The organism is Streptomyces sp. NPDC057136 (assembly GCF_042670885.1).
Classification (GTDB): domain Bacteria; phylum Actinomycetota; class Actinomycetes; order Streptomycetales; family Streptomycetaceae; genus Streptomyces.
Genome location: NZ_JBHUUV010000046.1, coordinates 1 through 15,896 on the forward strand (window position 1 = coordinate 1; position 15,896 = coordinate 15,896).

General features: G+C 71.4%; 14 protein-coding genes. 3 read left to right on the plus strand and 11 right to left on the minus strand.

Annotated features, from left to right (window positions below; genetic code table 11):
* Window positions 1–73: 73 nt before the first annotated feature.
* From thpD to ACFT7S_RS34000, 5 genes are all read right to left on the minus strand, one after another.
* Window positions 74–967, minus strand: a complete 894-nt coding sequence (gene thpD, locus ACFT7S_RS33980; protein ID WP_382738800.1) for an ectoine hydroxylase — start codon at window positions 965–967, stop codon at window positions 74–76.
* Window positions 968–970: 3 nt separating this feature from the next.
* On the minus strand, window positions 971–1,369 hold the full coding sequence (locus tag ACFT7S_RS33985; RefSeq protein WP_124267637.1) for an ectoine synthase: 399 nt from the start codon (window positions 1,367–1,369) through the stop codon (window positions 971–973).
* A 63-nt stretch (window positions 1,370–1,432) separates the two neighbouring features.
* Complete coding sequence (gene ectB / locus ACFT7S_RS33990; RefSeq protein WP_382738804.1) at window positions 1,433–2,701, minus strand: diaminobutyrate--2-oxoglutarate transaminase; 1,269 nt, start codon at window positions 2,699–2,701, stop codon at window positions 1,433–1,435.
* A 100-nt stretch (window positions 2,702–2,801) separates the two neighbouring features.
* Complete coding sequence (gene ectA, locus ACFT7S_RS33995; protein WP_382738807.1) at window positions 2,802–3,266, minus strand: diaminobutyrate acetyltransferase; 465 nt, start codon at window positions 3,264–3,266, stop codon at window positions 2,802–2,804.
* Window positions 3,267–3,649: 383 nt separating this feature from the next.
* Window positions 3,650–4,756, minus strand: a complete 1,107-nt coding sequence (locus tag ACFT7S_RS34000) for a pyridoxal-phosphate-dependent aminotransferase family protein (protein WP_382738810.1) — start codon at window positions 4,754–4,756, stop codon at window positions 3,650–3,652.
* Between the two features lie 104 nt (window positions 4,757–4,860).
* Here ACFT7S_RS34000 and ACFT7S_RS34005 point away from each other — a divergent pair, with 104 nt between their 5' ends.
* Together ACFT7S_RS34005 and ACFT7S_RS34010 are read left to right on the plus strand one after the other, a co-directional pair.
* Window positions 4,861–5,961, plus strand: a complete 1,101-nt coding sequence (locus ACFT7S_RS34005; protein ID WP_382738813.1) for an amidohydrolase family protein — start codon at window positions 4,861–4,863, stop codon at window positions 5,959–5,961.
* Window positions 5,962–6,283: 322 nt separating this feature from the next.
* A complete protein-coding gene (locus tag ACFT7S_RS34010; RefSeq protein WP_382738816.1) occupies window positions 6,284–7,240 on the plus strand; it encodes an SCO1860 family LAETG-anchored protein in 957 nt (318 codons plus the stop codon).
* 63 nt (window positions 7,241–7,303) lie between these two features.
* On the opposite strand, the gene cobC is transcribed toward ACFT7S_RS34010, so the two are convergent.
* Entirely contained in the window at window positions 7,304–8,839 is a 1,536-nt protein-coding gene (gene cobC / locus ACFT7S_RS34015; protein WP_382738818.1) for an Rv2231c family pyridoxal phosphate-dependent protein CobC, read from the minus strand.
* 110 nt (window positions 8,840–8,949) lie between these two features.
* Between cobC and ACFT7S_RS34020 the strand changes: the two genes are divergently transcribed.
* Entirely contained in the window at window positions 8,950–9,672 is a 723-nt protein-coding gene (locus tag ACFT7S_RS34020) for a ZIP family metal transporter (RefSeq protein WP_382738821.1), read from the plus strand.
* Between the two features lie 69 nt (window positions 9,673–9,741).
* Here ACFT7S_RS34020 and ACFT7S_RS34025 read toward each other — a convergent pair whose 3' ends face one another.
* The 5 genes from ACFT7S_RS34025 to ACFT7S_RS34045 all read right to left on the minus strand — a co-directional run.
* Complete coding sequence (locus tag ACFT7S_RS34025; protein ID WP_382738824.1) at window positions 9,742–11,100, minus strand: cobyrinate a,c-diamide synthase; 1,359 nt, start codon at window positions 11,098–11,100, stop codon at window positions 9,742–9,744.
* Window positions 11,094–11,693, minus strand: a complete 600-nt coding sequence (gene cobO / locus ACFT7S_RS34030; RefSeq protein WP_382738827.1) for a cob(I)yrinic acid a,c-diamide adenosyltransferase — start codon at window positions 11,691–11,693, stop codon at window positions 11,094–11,096. Before cobO ends, ACFT7S_RS34025 begins: the two co-directional genes overlap by 7 nt.
* Window positions 11,693–13,726 carry a putative cobaltochelatase gene (locus ACFT7S_RS34035; RefSeq protein ID WP_382738830.1) on the minus strand — a complete coding sequence of 678 codons (2,034 nt, stop codon included), beginning with the start codon at window positions 13,724–13,726 and terminating at the stop codon, window positions 11,693–11,695. Before ACFT7S_RS34035 ends, cobO begins: the two co-directional genes overlap by 1 nt.
* Window positions 13,723–15,486, minus strand: coding sequence for a cobyric acid synthase (locus ACFT7S_RS34040; protein WP_382738833.1), 1,764 nt, complete (start codon window positions 15,484–15,486; stop codon window positions 13,723–13,725). The genes ACFT7S_RS34035 and ACFT7S_RS34040 overlap by 4 nt, the downstream gene beginning before the upstream one ends.
* The coding region (locus ACFT7S_RS34045; protein ID WP_382738836.1) for a cobalamin biosynthesis protein at window positions 15,483–15,896 on the minus strand (414 nt) is incomplete at its 5' end. The genes ACFT7S_RS34045 and ACFT7S_RS34040, both read right to left, overlap by 4 nt.

The window sequence follows — 15,896 nt, forward strand, 5'->3', positions numbered from 1 at the left end:
CGCCGGGGGGGGCCCCGGGGACGTGTGGTTTTCGGGGTGGGGCTCGCCCCTCCGCCGAAACCGTGCCGGTGCGTCACTTCACCGGAGTGAAGTCCCGCGCGCCGATGAACTCCGGGCGGCGGACCGGGGCCGCGAAGGGCTCCTGTGCCGCGTTGTCCACGCTGTTGAAGACGATGAAGACGTTGCTGCGCGGGTACGGGGTGATGTTGTCCCCCGAGCCGTGCATGCAGTTGCAGTCGAACCAGGTCGCCGAACCGGCCGCGCCCGTGAAGAGCTTGATGCCGTGGCGGTCGGCCATCTTCGTCAGCGCCTCGTCGGACGGGGTGCCGGCGTCCTGCATCTGGAGGGACTTCTTGTAGTTGTCCCGCGGCGTCTCGCCCGCGCAGCCGAGGAACGACTTGTGCGAACCGGGCATGATCATCAGCCCGCCGTTGGTGTCGTGGTTCTCGGTCAGCGCGATCGAGACGGACACGGCACGCATGTTCGGCAGACCGTCCTCGGCGTGCCAGGTCTCGAAGTCCGAGTGCCAGTAGAAGCCCGAAGCCCCGAAGCCCGGCTTGACGTTGATCCGCGACTGGTGGACGTACACGTCCGAGCCGAGGATCTGGCGGGCGCGGCCCACCACCCGCTCGTCGCTGACCAGCCGGGCGAAGATCTCGCTGATCCGGTGGACCTCGAAGACGGAACGTACCTTCTGCGACTTCGGCTCGATGATGGAACGCTCGTCGGCCCGCACCGCCGGATCGGCGATCAGCCGGTTCAGTTCGGCGTGGTAGACGGCGACCTCGTCCGGCGTGATCAGCTGGTCGACGGTGAGGAATCCGTCCCGTTCGAACCCCTGGAGGTCCTTCACGGCGACCGGCCCGGGTGCGCCGGGCGCGGACCAGATGACCGGGTCCTGGCGGGGAGTGGTCATCTCGGCGGCGCCGCGCGACGGGTACAGGTCTGCGCGTACATCAGTGGTCATGGTTCAGCCCTCCTCGGTCAGCAGGGGATAGACACCGTTCTCGTCGTGGTCCTCCCGTCCGGTGACGGGAGGGTTGAAGACGCAGACGCAGCGGAAGTCGGTCTTGGGCCGCAGCGTGTGGTGCTCGTGCCCGTCCAGCAGGTACATCGTGCCGGGGGAGATCCAGTGCGTCTCGCCGGTCTCGTCGTTGGTGAGCTCGGCCTCGCCCTCGGTGCACAGCACGGCCTCGATGTGGTTCGCGTACCACATCGACGTTTCCGTGCCCGCGTACAGCACGGTCTCGTGGAGTGAGAAGCCCACCTTCTCCTTGGCGAGCACGATGCGCTTGCTCTCCCAGGTGCCGGAGGCGGCCTTCACATGCCGGTCGGTGTTCTCGATGTCACTGAACGATCGGACGATCACGGTGGGTTGGTGCCTTTCTCTCTGCGGTGGTGCTTCTTCGGGCCCGGCCCGGGTCTCCCCGGGTCAGGCGGTCTCACGGACGCAGCGGGCCAGCGTGCGCAGGCCCTCGTCCAGCTCTTCGGTGGTGATGGTCAGCGGCGGCAGCAGCTTCACGACCTCGCTCTGCGGACCCGAGGTCTCCAGGAGCAGACCCAGCTCGAAGGCGAGGGCGCAGACCGCGGTGGCGCGCGCGGTGTCGGAGAACTCCAGGCCCCAGACCAGACCGCGGCCGCGGAACTGTCCGCCCGCCGACGGGTTCTCGTCGCAGATCGCCAGCAGTGCCTGCTCCACCTGCTCGCCGCGGGCCAGGGTCTGCTTCTCCATCTGGCCGTCCGCCCAGTAGGCGTCGAGCGTGGCGGTGGCGGTGACGAAGGCCGGGTTGTTGCCGCGGAAGGTGCCGTTGTGCTCGCCCGGCTCCCAGATGTCCAGCTCCGGCTTGAACAGGCAGAGCGACATGGGCATGCCGTAGCCGCTGATGGACTTGGACAGCGTCACGATGTCCGGCGTGATTCCGGCCTCCTCGAAGGAGAAGAAGCCGCCGGTCCGGCCGCAGCCCATCTGGATGTCGTCGACGATGAGCAGCATGTCCTGGCGGTGGCACAGGTCCTGGAGTGCGCGCAGCCACTCGGCGCGGGCGACATTGATGCCGCCCTCGCCCTGGACGGTCTCCACGATCACGGCGGCGGGCTTGTTGAGCCCGGACCCCTGGTCCTCCAGGAGCCGCTCGAACCAGAGGAAGTCCGGCACGGTGCCGTCGAAGTAGTTGTCGAACGGCATCGGTGTGCCGTGCACCAGCGGGATGCCGGCGCCGGCCCGCTTGAAGGCGTTGCCGGTGACGGCGAGCGAGCCGAGCGACATGCCGTGGAAGGCGTTGGTGAACGAGACGACGGACTCGCGGCCCTTGACCTTACGGGCCAGTTTCAGCGCCGCTTCGACGGCGTTGGTGCCGGTCGGGCCGGGGAACATCACCTTGTACGGCAGGTCGCGCGGGCGCAGGATCACATTCTGGAAGGTCTCCAGGAAGGCGCGCTTGGCCGTGGTGGCCATGTCGAGGCCGTGGGTGATGCCGTCGCGCTCGATGTAGTCGATCAGCGCGCGTTTCAGCACCGGGTTGTTGTGGCCGTAGTTGAGTGAACCGGCACCGGCGAAGAAGTCGAGGTACGAGTGGCCGTCCTCGTCCGTCAGCCGGGCGCCCTGTGCGCGGTCGAAGACCGCCGGCCAGCCGCGGCAGTAGCTCCGTACTTCCGATTCCAGGGTCTCGAAGACACTCAGGGCGGGCGGGGTGATGGTCACGGCGGATCTCCTGCGTTCGAGGGGGGTGGTGTGACGGGCTGCGCTCGGCGGGGCACAGGTGGTGCGCTCGGCACGGAGCCCGGGCGCTCGGGGGATGCGCTCAGGCGTGGAACGGGCCGATGCGGTACAGCACCTCCGGCAGGTGCGTTCCCTCGGGGAACAGCCCGCCGTCGAAGAGCACCTCGTGCTCCAGGCCCACGTCGTGACGGAGCGCGTACGAGGTGAACAGCCGGTCGGACGCGGTGTTGTCCGGGGTGATGGTGGTCTCGACCGAGACAAGTCCCTGGTCGGCGGCGACCCGCGTGGTCAGCGCGTCCAGCAGGGAGGCGGCCAGCCCCTTCCCGCGGTGTGCCTGGTCGACGGCCACCTGCCAGACGACGAGCGTCTGCGGGCGGTCGGGGCGGATGTATCCCGTCACGAAGGCGATGGCGTCGCCGTTCTCGTCGCGGGCGACCACGGAGGTCGCCGCGAAGTCACGGCACCACAGCAGGTAGCTGTACGAGGAGTTGAGGTCCAGGACCTCGGAGTCGCGGGCGATGCGCCAGATCGCGGCTCCGTCCTCCACTCGTGGGGTGTCGATTCTGAGGAATTCGCTTCGGGCACTTGCAAAATCTGCTGGTGCGGCGGTCATGCGAATTGAATTTACCCAGCAAAAATCGAAATTGCATCGAGGAAAGGGGTTGGGTGGGAGGGTTCATTGTGTTATCACGCGGGCGCGTGCCTTCGCGCGATCCGGCGGCATTTTCTCGCCTTTTGACCGGAATTTATCCGGCATAGCGTCCGCTGTGTGGAGTCGGTCACAGGGTTGTAACTCTCGGGAGGCGTGTCCGAATCACGAAGATCACTCTTGTGGAAGCTCTAATGTTTAGGGTCGGGGAAAGCGGGCAGAAGAATGCGGGGAGCTGCTCTCGATAAAGCGGCTCCCCGCATTCATGAATTCCGCTGGAATTACTCGTTCGGCCAGGTTTCCGATACGGCCTTGCGGGCAGCCTCGATATCGACCTGCCGGCCGGTGTCGGCCAGCGCCGATCCCAGAGCCGCGAGCGAGGACAGCACCGCGCCCCGCGTCGCATCCACACCGTAGTGATTGACCCGGACCATCTCCTTGGACAGCACCCCGCCCCCCGCGATCAGCGGCAGCGACGGGTCGGCCGCGAGCGCCCGCGCGACCAGCGAGGCGGCATCGACGCCCGCCGGGGCCCGCAGCGTCGTGGCGACCGGCGCCGCGTCCCGCGCGTCCTCGACATACGGTTCCAGACCCCCGCCGAGCGCCAGGGCGCCCGCCCGGGTCGCCGCCGCCGCCGAGGCGTGGCGGGCCGTCACCGCGTCCAGTCCCTCGTTCTCGATCCGCTCCACACAGGCTTCCAGAGCCAGCATCTCCAGCTGCGCGGGTGCGTGCAGCAGCGTGGTGCGGCCGCCGTCGATCCAGCGCTCCTTCCAGTCCAGGAGCGAGAGGTAGGACCGGCGCGGAGCCTGCGGGTTGGCGGCGATCCGCTCCCAGGCGCGCTCGCTCACCGACACCGCCGACACCCCGGCCGGACCGCCCATGGCCTTCTGCGCGCCGATCACACACAGGTCGACGCCCCAGGCGTCCGGCAGCAGTGGTTCGGCGCCCACCGAGGCGACGGCGTCCAGCATGAACAGCGCGCCGTGCGCCCGGACCACCTCGCCGATCTCGGCGACCGGGTTGGTGTTGCCGGTAGCGGCCTCGGCGTGGACCAGCGAGACGAAGTCGATCTCCGGGTGCTCGGCCAGTGCCTGCGCGACCTGGGCCGCGGTGACCGCCGTATCGAACGGCACCGCCAGATCGACGACTTCGGCTCCGCAGTCCCGCAGCCAGTTCCCGAAGGTCTGCCCGTAGGGCCCCGTGACGATGTTCAGCGCGGTCGAACCGGGCCGTGCGCCGCCCCGGATGCAGCCTTCGAGGGGCAGCAGCGCCTCGCCCTGCATGATCACGACGTCCGCCCGTGTGGCGAGGAGACCGGCCACCCGCCGCTCGACGGCCGCGAAATGAGCGGCGGTGAGCGGGGCGAGGTCGAGGAAGGGGTGCGTCACGGGTGCTCTCATTCGGATTCGGTCAGGGGTTCGGTACGCGGTCGGCCGACCGCGTACGAACAGTGCTTGGTCGAGCGTACCGAGGGCCTCGTACAGTGCCGCGTATGAGCGATCACGAAGAGCGGCAGGTCCTGCGGGTGAAGGGGCGGGTACTCGTCGGCCCGGACGAGATCCGGGACGAACTGTGGGCCGTCGACGGGCGGATCTCGTACGAGCGGCCGCCCGGCGCGGACGACGCGGTGACCATCACCGGCTGGGCACTGCCGGGCCTGGTGGACGCGCACTGCCATGTCGGCCTCGACCACCACGGCCCCGTCGACGAGGCGACCAGCGAGAAGCAGGCCCTCGCCGACCGGGAGGCGGGCACGCTGCTCATCAGGGACGCCGGATCACCCTCCGACACCCGGTGGATCGACGACCGCGAGGACCTGCCGAAGATCATCAGGGCCGGCCGCCACATCGCCAGGACCCGCAGGTACATCCGTAACTACGCCCATGAGATCGAGCCCGGCGACCTCGTCGCCTATGTCGCGCAGGAGGCCCGGCGCGGCGACGGCTGGGTGAAGCTGGTGGGCGACTGGATCGACCGGGACGCCGGAGATCTGACGGCGTGCTGGCCGCGCGGCGAGGTCGAGGCGGCCATCACCGAAGCGCACCGGCTGGGGGCCCGGGTCACCGCCCACTGTTTCGCCGAGGCCGCCCTGCGCGACCTCGTCGAGGCCGGGATCGACTGCATCGAGCACGCGACGGGGCTGACCGAGGACACCATCCCGCTCTTCGCCGAGCGCGGCGTGGCGATCGTCCCGACCCTGGTCAACATCGCCACGTTCCCGGACCTGGCGGAGGGCGGCGAGGCGAAGTTCCCCCAGTGGTCGGCCCATATGCGCCGGCTGTACGAGGGCCGCTACGACACGGTGCGCGCCGCGTACGACGCGGGCGTCCCGGTCTTCGTCGGCACCGACGCGGGCGGCTCGCTGGCCCACGGCCTGGTCGCGGCGGAGGTCGCCGAACTGGTCAAGGCGGGCATCCCTGCCCTCGAAGCACTCTCGGCGACGGCCTGGGGCGCGCGGCAGTGGCTCGGCCGGCCGGTCCTGGAGGAGGGGGCTCCGGCCGACCTGGTGGTGTACGAGGAGGACCCGCGTGCGGACGTAAGGGTGCTGGCGGCGCCCCGCAGGATCGTGCTGAACGGGCGCGTGATCGGCTGACCCGATGGTCCGGCCGGGTGCGGCGCCGTGTTGACAGCCAGTGACCGGGTGGGTGTGTGTCGTTGGAACACTTCTGCGCTCACCCCGCCTCGTCAACTGCCGCACCCCCTGCGCTCCGTGAAACGGGTGACTCCGGGGAACGCGCGTGCCGAAAGAATCGAATACGTACACGGAAACCCCCCTTTGGGGTGAACTCGCGCCAGTTATCCACCAGTTCACCCTCTGTGCGTAAAGATTCACGGAGTCGAGGCCATCGGCGCCCGCGATGTCCCCCATTGGGCGGCGCCGGTGGCTCCATGTCTCTTGTGGGGGTTCCACCATCTTGAACAGCAACACCTTCCGCCTCGCCGCCCTGGCGGTCGCCGCCGCTCCTGTCGCGCTGCTTGTCGCCGTTCCCGCGCAGGCCGCCACCGCGACCACGGTCACCGGCGACGGAAAGGCGAGCGCGGTCGTACTCCGTACCGCACTCGATGTCTCACTCGTCAACAAGACGATCAACGTTCCGCTGAAGGCCACGCTCAACGAGGTGCAGGCTCCCGCGAGCGCCGAGAAGACCGCCCTCAGCGTCCAGCTCGACGGTGTGGACGGGGGAAACCCCTTCAGCCTGCTGAAGGCCGATGTGGCCACGGCGAAGGCGACCGTCGACGAGCACAGGGCCGAGGGCCGCTCGAACCTCGCGAAGGCCACCGTCCACGTGCCCGGACTGCCACTCCTCTCGCTCATCGAGGTCGAGAAGGTCACGTCGAGCGCCGTCTGCGAGGTCGGCCGGAAGCCGGTCGCCGAGTCGAACGTGCTCGGGCAGGTCTCGGTCCTCGGTAAGAAGGTCACGCTCACCGCCGGCGGGACCACCCGCGTGGAGGTGCCGGGCGTCGGTGAGGTGACCCTCGACCTGTCGAAGACCGCGACCACCTCGCGTACCGCGGCAGCCGTCGCGTTGCAGCTCAAGGTGTCGGTGAATCCGCTCGAACTCAACGTCGCGGAGGTGCACGGCGAGGTGACGCTGGCCGAGGCGACCTGCGAGACGCCGAAGGCCCCCGAGAAGCCGGGCGGCACAGACGGTGGCTCGTCCGGTGGCTCGACCGGCGGTTCGACCGGTGGCTCGTCCGGTGGTGAAGTGAAGCCGCAGACCGGGTCCGACCCCGCCCCGGCCGCCGAGAAGCCGAACCTCGCGGAGACCGGCGGCAGTTCCACGACCCCGTACATCGCGGGCGGTGCGGCGCTGCTGCTGGCCGTCGGCGCCGCGGCCACCGTGGTGGCCCGCAGGCGCACCCAGGGCTGACGGAGGCCTGCCGGACGGGCCGAGGAGGAACCGGCCCGTCCGGCGGGGGCCGAACGACAGTCCCTAGGGTCTCCGGGGCAGCGCCTGGAGTGCCTGGTCGAACGCCTGAAGGAAGCGGTTGGTCGTCACACGGTCCCGTACGGCCAGCCGCAGCCACTCGGGCCCGAGCCCAGGGAAGGTGTCACCGCGCCGCGCCGCGAACCCCAGGCGCCGCAGCCGCTCCCGGATCTCCGCCGCCCGCTCCACCCGGAGCAGGACGAACGGCCCCTCAGCAGGCTCCACCACCCGCACCTCGCCGAACTCCGCCAGCCCGGCCAGTAGATGGGCCCGGTCCACCGCGATCCGGTCGGCCGCCTCCGCCGCCTCGGCCAGCGCCCGCGGCTCCATGCACGCCTCGGCCGCCGCCAGCGCGGGGGAGGACACCGGCCACAGCGGCTGCGCCTCCTGGAGGACGGCGATCGTCGCCGGGTCGGCCAGCACATAGCCGATCCGGAGCCCGGCAAGACCCCAGGTCTTGGTGAGACTGCGCAGGACGACGAGCCCCGGGATGTCCGTGCGCCCGCAGAGCGCCTCCCGCTCGCCCGGCACCGCGTCCATGAACGCCTCGTCGATCACCAGGGTCCGACCGGGGCGGGCCAACTTCTCCAGGACGCCCGCCGGGTGGAGCACCGACGTCGGGTTGGTCGGATTGCCGATCACCACCAGATCGGCGTCGTCGGGCACCGCAGCCGGGTCCAGCAGGAAGCCGTCCTCGGGGCGCAGCAGGACCCGCCCCACCTCGTGCCCGGCCGCCCGCAGCGCCGCCTCCGGTTCGGTGAACTGCGGGTGCACGACGACCGGTCTCCGGGCGGGCAGCGCACGGGCGATCAGGACGAACGCCTCGGCCGCTCCCGCCGTCAGCAGCACCCGCTCCACCGGCAGTCCGTGCCGCGCAGCGACGGCGGCCCGCGCGGGCCGCCCGTCCGGATATGCGGCCAGCGAGCCCAGCGACAGGGCTATTCGCTCCCGCAGCCAGCCGGGCGGTGTCCCGGTCCGTACGTTCACGGCGAGGTCGGTCAGATCGTGGCCGCGTACTTCCGCGTCACCGTGGTGGCGCAGATCGGGTCCGGCGACATCGAGGTCCTGCGTGGGGGGGTTCATGGCAGCCATGGTGAACGGCTCAGGCCCGTACGTCACCGGTGGGGCGGACATCGATTCGGCGACGGATCGCCGGACCACCGCGCAGGTCACCGAAGAGGCGCCCCCACCCCCGGGCGCCGACTTCTGCTTCGGGACCAGCAGGTCGCCCCCGCCGATCAGCGCGGCGGCCTCGGCGACCGACGGCGTACCCGCCGCGTCCCGTACCGCACCGGACGGATGCGGTACGCGGACCCGGGCCAGCTCCTGCGCCCGATGGACACGCACAGGCACCTTGAGCGTGGCCGCCGCGCCCACGATCCCCGGCTCGTCCGCCTTCGAGTCGAGGGTGGCCAGCTCCGCGATCTCGGCCGCGTCGAGCCCGGCCGCGCGGAGGGTCCCGACGATCAGCTCCAGGACCTCGTCGGCCGACGCCCCTTTGCGGGCGCCGACGCCCACGACGAGGGAGGCGGGGCGGTTCACGGTACGGAGTCCTTTCGTACGAGGACACCCTGACCATGGGTCACGGGAGCCGTGCCGGGTGAGGGAGCCCTGAGATGCGGGCGAGGGTGCCGATCGGCTAGCAAGGGGCCATGGCGGTGTTCGTCGCGCTCGGCGCGTTCCTGATGACTCTGGCCGGCGGCTGGGTCGCTCAACGCGTCACGGACCGCCGCCACCTGGTGCTCGGCCTCGCAGGCGGGCTGATGCTCGGCGTGGTCGGACTCGACCTCCTGCCCGAGGCGATCGACGCCGCGGGCGGCGAGGTCTTCGGGGTGCCGGCCGCCCTTCTGCTGTTCGTGGGCGGCTTCCTGGTGGCCCATCTGGTCGAGCGGCTGCTCGCCGGACGCCATGCGGCACACGGCGCGGGCGACGAACGGGTGCCGCAGGTCGGCCTGACCGCGGCGGCGGCGATGGTGGGCCACAGCCTGATGGACGGCGTCGCGCTCGGCGCGGCGTTCCAGGTCGGCGGCGGCATAGGAGTCGCCGTCGCACTCGCCGTCATCACCCATGACTTCGCCGACGGATTCAACACGTACACCCTCACCAGGCTCTACGGGAACGCCCGCCGCAAGGCGCTGTTGATGCTTTTCGCCGATGCGCTGGCCCCGATCGTGGGCGCGGCGACGACGCTGCTGTTCACCCTTCCGGAGGAACTGCTCGGCTGCTATCTCGGCTTCTTCGGCGGCGCCCTGCTCTACCTCGCCGCCGCCGAGATCCTGCCCGAGGCGCACCACACCCACCCGGCCCGCTCCACGCTGCTGTGCACCGTCGCCGGGGTGGGCTTCATCTGGCTGGTCGTGGGCATCGCCGAGTGAGTGCGGCGCCGCCGGACGGACCGCGGCGCCCGCACTCATCCGTTCATCCCCGGCACGTCTCCACGGAACTCATCCCCGGCACTTGTCCACGAAGCGCCCGGCCACACCCGGCGACGCCGCCCAGTGGGTGTGCAGATAGCTCGCATGCACGCCCCCCTGTACGAACCCCTCCACGCGCCGCTCCGGCTGATGCATCCCCCAGGCCGGTGTCGGCCCGGCACCGGGCTCCAGTACCGTCCGGTGGAACTCATGACCGCGCATCCGGGTCCCCGCCACCGCCAGCACACTGTCGGACACCGCCACCGCCTGCCGGTATCCGAGCGTCAGCCGCTCCGACATCCGGGCCTCCGCGTCCAGCACCCCGCACATCGGCCGGCCGTCCAGCTCGCGCGCCAGATACAGGAGCCCGGCGCACTCGGCGGCCACCGGGGCGCCGCCCCGCGCCAGTTCCGTCACCGCCAGGCGCAGCGGCTCGTTCGCCGACAGTTCCGGCGCGTACATCTCGGGGAAGCCGCCCCCTATGACGAGCCCCGAGGTGCCCGCGGGAAGCTTCTCGTCGCGCAGCGGGTCGAAGACCACGACCTCGGCGCCCGCCGCCGTGAGCAGCTCGGCATGCTCGGCGTACGCGAACGTGAACGCCGCCCCGCCCGCCACGGCCACCACCGGCCGGTCACCCGCCACCTGACCCCGGTCCGCTGCCGGCTGCGGCTCCCAGACCTCGTCCGGCAGCGGCGGCGCCGTCCGGGCCAGCGCCATCAGGGCGTCCAGATCGCAGCCGGCCCTGACCCGGTCGGCCATCGCCCGTACGGCATCGACGGCGTCCGTGGCCCGCTCGGCCACCGGAACGAGACCGAGATGGCGCGACGGCGTCGCCATCTGCGCGGACCGCCGCAGCACCCCGAGCACCGGAAGCCCCGACTCGTCGAGTGCCTCCCGCAGCAGTGCCTCGTGCCGGTCGGACGCCACCTTGTTGAGGATCACCCCGCCGATCCGCACCTGCGGGTCCCAGGACGCGAAACCGTGCACGAGCGCGGCGACCGAGCGGGACTGTGAGGAGGCGTCGACGACGAGCACCACGGGCGCGCGCAACAGCTTCGACACCTGGGCGGTCGACGCCAGTTCGCCCTGGCCCGACGCACCGTCGTACAGCCCCATGACGCCCTCGATCACGGCGAGGTCGCAGCCGCTCGACCCATGGGCGAACAGCGGGGCGATCAGCTCGGGACCGCACATGTACGCGTCGAGATTGCGACCGGGGCGGCCGGTCGCCAGCGCGTGGTACCCCGGGTCGATGTAGTCCGGGCCCACCTTGTGCGGGGACACGGCGAGTCCGCGGCCCGCGAAGGCCGCCATCAGCCCCGTGGCGACGGTGGTCTTGCCGCTGCCGGACGCCGGGGCGGCGATGACCAGACGTGGAACGCTCACCACTCGATGCCCCTCTGGCCCTTCTGACCGGCGTCCATCGGGTGCTTGACCTTCGACATGTCGGTCACCAGATCGGCGGCCTCGATCAGCTTGTCCGGAGCGTTGCGCCCCGTGATCACCACATGCTGCGTCCCGGGACGGTCGCGCATCACCTGGACGACCTCGTCGGTGTCGATCCAGCCCCAGTGCATCGGATAGGCGAACTCGTCGAGGACGTACAGCTTGTAGGTCTCGGCGGCCAGGTCGCGCTTGACCTGCTCCCAGCCCTCGCGGGCCTTCTCCTCGTTGTCGAGCTGATTGTCCCGCTGCACCCAGGACCAGCCCTCGCCCATCTTGTGCCAGTCGACGGTGCCGCCCTCGCCGCTCGCGCCGAGCACCTTCAGGGCGTTCTCCTCGCCGACCTTCCACTTCGCCGACTTCACGAACTGGAACACCCCGATCGGCCAGCCCTGATTCCAGGCGCGCAGCGCGAGACCGAAGGCCGCCGTCGACTTCCCCTTGCCGATGCCCGTGTGGACGAACAGCAGCGGACGGTTGCGCCGCTGACGGGTGGTGAGACCGTCGTCCGGCACCGATGTCGGCTGTCCCTGTGGCATTACGCGGCCCTCCCGGCTGCAGATACGTCTTTCACGAGCCCGACGATCGTGTCGGCCCGCAGTTCGTCGAGCGTGACGGCGCTGCCGCCCAGATCCCTGGCGAGCTGTGCGGCGAGCCCGAGCCGTACGATCCCCGACTCGCAGTCCACGACGACGGACGCGGTGCCTTCGGCGGCATGCAGCCGCCCGGCCCGCGCCGCGAGTGCCAGCGGGTCCGGACCCCCCGTCGCCCGTCCGTCCGTCACCACGAGGAGCAACGGCCGCCGCGAGGGGTCGCGCAGCCGCTCCACCCGCAGTACGTCGTGTGCCTTCAGCAGCCCCGCGGCCAGCGGGGTGCGCCCGCCGGTCGGCAGCGACTCCAGCCGCGCGGCGGCCGCGTCCACCGACGACGTCGGCGGCAGCACCACCTCGGCGTCCTTGCCCCGGAAGGTGATCAGACCGACCTTGTCCCGCCGCTGGTACGCGTCCAGCAGGAGCGACATCACCGCGCCCTTCACGGCGCTCATCCGCTGCCGGGCCGCCATCGATCCGGAGGCGTCCACGACGAACAGCACGAGATTCCCCTCGCGCCCCTCCCGCGTCGCCTGCCGCAGATCGTCGCGCCGGACCACAAGGCCCCGGCCCGACCGGCCCCTGGCCCGCTGATGCGGCGCGGCCGCCTGCACGGTCGCCGCCAGGTGCAGCTTCGTCAGCGCCCCCTGGGGCCGCCGAGACCCGGTCGTACGGCCGTGCTCGGTACGCGCCCGGGAGCGCCGCCCCGCCGCACCCTCGCCGAGGCCGGGCACGCTCAGCATCTTCGTGCGAAACGGCTCCGCCGCGCGTACGGGCTGCTGTTCACCGCCACCGGACGGCCGCCCCTGTCCGGGCGCGTCGCCGCCACTCTCCGGCGCGTGGTCCGGTGCGTCGGCCCCGGCGGGTCCCTCGGGGCCATCGGGCCCATCGGCTTGAGGCGGAACTCCGCCTCCACCACCACCGCCATCCGGACCGTCCGGGTCCGGGTCGTGGTCGCCCTCGCTCTCGTCCTGAGCGGCGTCCCGGAGTGTCTCGTCCAGCTTGTCCTCGTCGAGCCCCGGCGCGTCGAACGGATTGCGCCGGCGCCGGTGGGGGAGCGCGAGCAGCGCGGCCTGGCGCACATCCTCGTCGAGCACCTCGTCGCGCCCGGCCCAGGCGGCCAGCGCCGTGGCGGTGCGGGCCATGACGATGTCGGCGCGCATCCCGTCCACCTCGAAGGCCGCACAGGTCGCCGCGATCTGCCGCAACACGCCGTCGCCGAGGACGACATGGGGCAACAGGGCGCGCGCGGCGGCGATCCGCTCGCGCAACTCCCGTTCCTGGTCCGCCCATCGGGCGGTGAATCCGGCCGGGTCGTCGTCGTAGGCCAGCCGGCGCCGTACGACCTCGACCCGCTGATCGGTGTCGCGGGAGGCCGCGACCTCGACGGTGAGCCCGAACCGGTCCAGCAACTGCGGCCGCAGTTCGCCCTCTTCGGGGTTCATCGTCCCCACCAGCAGGAAACGCGCCGCGTGCCGTACGGAGACGCCTTCGCGCTCCACGTACGAGGCACCCATGGCGGCCGCGTCGAGCAGCAGGTCCACGAGGTGGTCGTGGAGCAGGTTGACCTCGTCGACGTACAGGATGCCGCGGTGCGCGTCGGCGAGGAGCCCCGGCTCGAACGCCTTCACACCCTCGGAGAGCGCCCGCTCGATGTCCAGCGCCCCCACGAGCCGGTCCTCGGAGGCCCCGACGGGCAGTTCGACGGTCCGGGCGGCCCGCGACACACCGCCCGCGGCCTCATGGGGCCCATCGGGACACGCCGGGTCGGGCACGACCGGATCACACGAGAACCGGCACCCCGGAACGACGGATACCTCGGGCATGAGCGCTGCGAGGGCGCGTACGGCGGTGGACTTGGCGGTCCCCTTCTCCCCTCGCACGAGGACCCCACCGACGGCCGGACTGACGGCATTCAGCAAGAGCCCGAGCCGCAGATCGTCCTGCCCGACGATGGCGGTGAACGGATACGGCGTACTCACAGAGTCTCCTTCTCGACATGCGGCAAATCCGGCCCGTTCCCGGCCGCGTTCCGGGGCTTTTCAAGCCTGTCCGGTTCCAGGGCCGCGTTCCGTGGCTTTCCCGGCCCGTCGGGTTCCAGGGCCGCGTTCCGGGGCATTTCAAGCCCGTCCGGCGATTGAGGACCGGGGTCCGGGGCGGAGCCCCGGTTACGGGAAGGGGCGGGCAGAGGAAGGCCCGCCGCAGGCACACCCGCAGGCGCACCCGCACCCGCACCCACAGGCGCACCCGGCGGCACGAACGGCAGCCCGGCCGGCGCCCCACCCTCGATCAACCGCCACAACGCATCCGTATCCGCGTGCTCCTCGATCAGGTCCCCCAGCCGGTCCAACTGCTCCTCCCGCAGCACCTCAAAACTCGTATCCGGCGCAGCCACGAACCGCCGCCCCGAAGCCCGCGCGACCTCCGCCAGGAACCGCCGCCGGAACGCGTCGCTCTCCAGCGACCCGTGCCAGTGCGTCCCCCACACCGCCCCGACCCGGCATCCGTCCAGGAACGGTTCCCCGCCCCGCACATCGGCGACCCCGTGATGGATCTCGTACCCCTCGACCGGTTCCCCGAGCGCCGACCCGACCGGCCGGGCCAGCGTCTTGGCCTTCTCGAAGCGGATGCGTACCGGCAGCAGCCCCAGCCCGTCGACGTGCCCGGCCCGCGACTCCACCTCGTCCTCGATGTGCTCACCGAGCACCTGGAAACCGCCGCAGATCCCCAGCACCGGCCGCCCCTCGGCGGCCCGCCGCACCAGCGCGTCCGCCAGTCCCCGTTCCCGCAGCCAGGCCAGTGCCTTCACCGTGCCGCGCGTGCCCGGCACGATCACCAGGTCCGCGTCGGCCAGCTCCTCCGCCCGGTCCACGAACCGCACCACGACACCCGGCTCGGCGGCCAGCGCGTCCACATCGGTGAAGTTCGACATCAGCGGTACGGCGCAGACCGCGACCCGCAGGACGTCCTCGCCGTGCGGCGCGCTGACGGCGGACTCCCGTACGGTGCCGCGCAGCGACACCCGCAGTCCGTCCTCCTCGTCGATGCCCAGCCCGTGGGCGAACGGCAGCACCCCGTACGTACGCCGCCCCGTGAGCTCGTACAGCATGTCGAGGCCCGGCTCCAGCAACGAGACGTCGCCCCGGAACTTGTTCACGAGATACCCGGCGACCAGCGCCTGGTCCTCCGCGCTCAGGAGGGCCGTCGTGCCGAAGAACGAGGCGAAGACACCGCCGCGGTCGATGTCCCCGACCACCAGCACGGGGAAGCGCGCAGCCCGTGCGATGCCCATGTTCACGATGTCCGTACGCCGCAGATTGATCTCGGCCGGACTGCCCGCCCCCTCACAGATCACGGCGTCATACGTGCCCCGAAGCTGCTCCAGACAGTCCACGACGGTCCCGAGCAGTGATTCCTGCCGCCCCCCGTGGTAGCCGCGTGCGCTCATCTCGCCGACGGCCTTGCCCATCAGGACGACCTGGCTGGACCGGTCGCTGCCGGGCTTGAGCAGCACCGGATTCATCAGCGCGGTCGGCTCCACGCGGGCGGCCTGAGCCTGCATGGCCTGGGCGCGCCCGATCTCCGCACCCTCGCGGGTGACGAACGAGTTGAGCGACATGTTCTGCGCCTTGAACGGCGCGACCTTCACCCCCTGCCGCACCAGCCACCGGCAGATCCCCGCCGTGACGACGCTCTTGCCCGCGTCCGATGTGGTCCCCGCGACCAGCAGCCCGCCGCTCATATCCGTCTCCGTCCCGCGATCAGCCGTCCGGCCGCACAGACGCCGAGGGCCAGCGCACCCACCCGGCGCGACAGCCGCACCGCACGTTCGATGTCCGCGGTCTCCACCGCGCGGCCGGCCTCCCCGTTGAGCACCGGCCGGTGCTCGACCCGGCCGCCGTACGCGAGGGTCCCGCCGAGCCGTACGCCGAGCGCGCCCGCGAACGACGCCTCGACCGGTCCCGCGTTGGGGCTCGGGTGCTTGCCCGCGTCCGCGCGCCAGGCCCGTACCGCCTGCCGTGGGCGCCCCCCCGCGGCCCCCGCGGGGGGGGCGGGGTGGGGGGCCCCCGGCCCCCGTGTGAGATACCAAAAAGGCGCAGCCCCCCAAAAGAGAGGGCCAGTCTCAGATACACAAAAGACGCGGCCCACCGA

What these genes read in the sequence shown, in the direction of transcription:
- thpD (WP_382738800.1), bottom strand. Translation starts at nt 967, where the DNA reads ATGACCACTGATGTACGCGCAGACCTGTACCCGTCGCGCGGCGCCGCC.
- ACFT7S_RS34005 (WP_382738813.1), top strand. Translation starts at nt 4,861, where the DNA reads ATGAGCGATCACGAAGAGCGGCAGGTCCTGCGGGTGAAGGGGCGGGTA.
- ACFT7S_RS34020 (WP_382738821.1), top strand. Translation starts at nt 8,950, where the DNA reads ATGGCGGTGTTCGTCGCGCTCGGCGCGTTCCTGATGACTCTGGCCGGC.
- cobO (WP_382738827.1), bottom strand. Translation starts at nt 11,693, where the DNA reads ATGCCACAGGGACAGCCGACATCGGTGCCGGACGACGGTCTCACCACC.
- ACFT7S_RS34040 (WP_382738833.1), bottom strand. Translation starts at nt 15,486, where the DNA reads ATGAGCGGCGGGCTGCTGGTCGCGGGGACCACATCGGACGCGGGCAAG.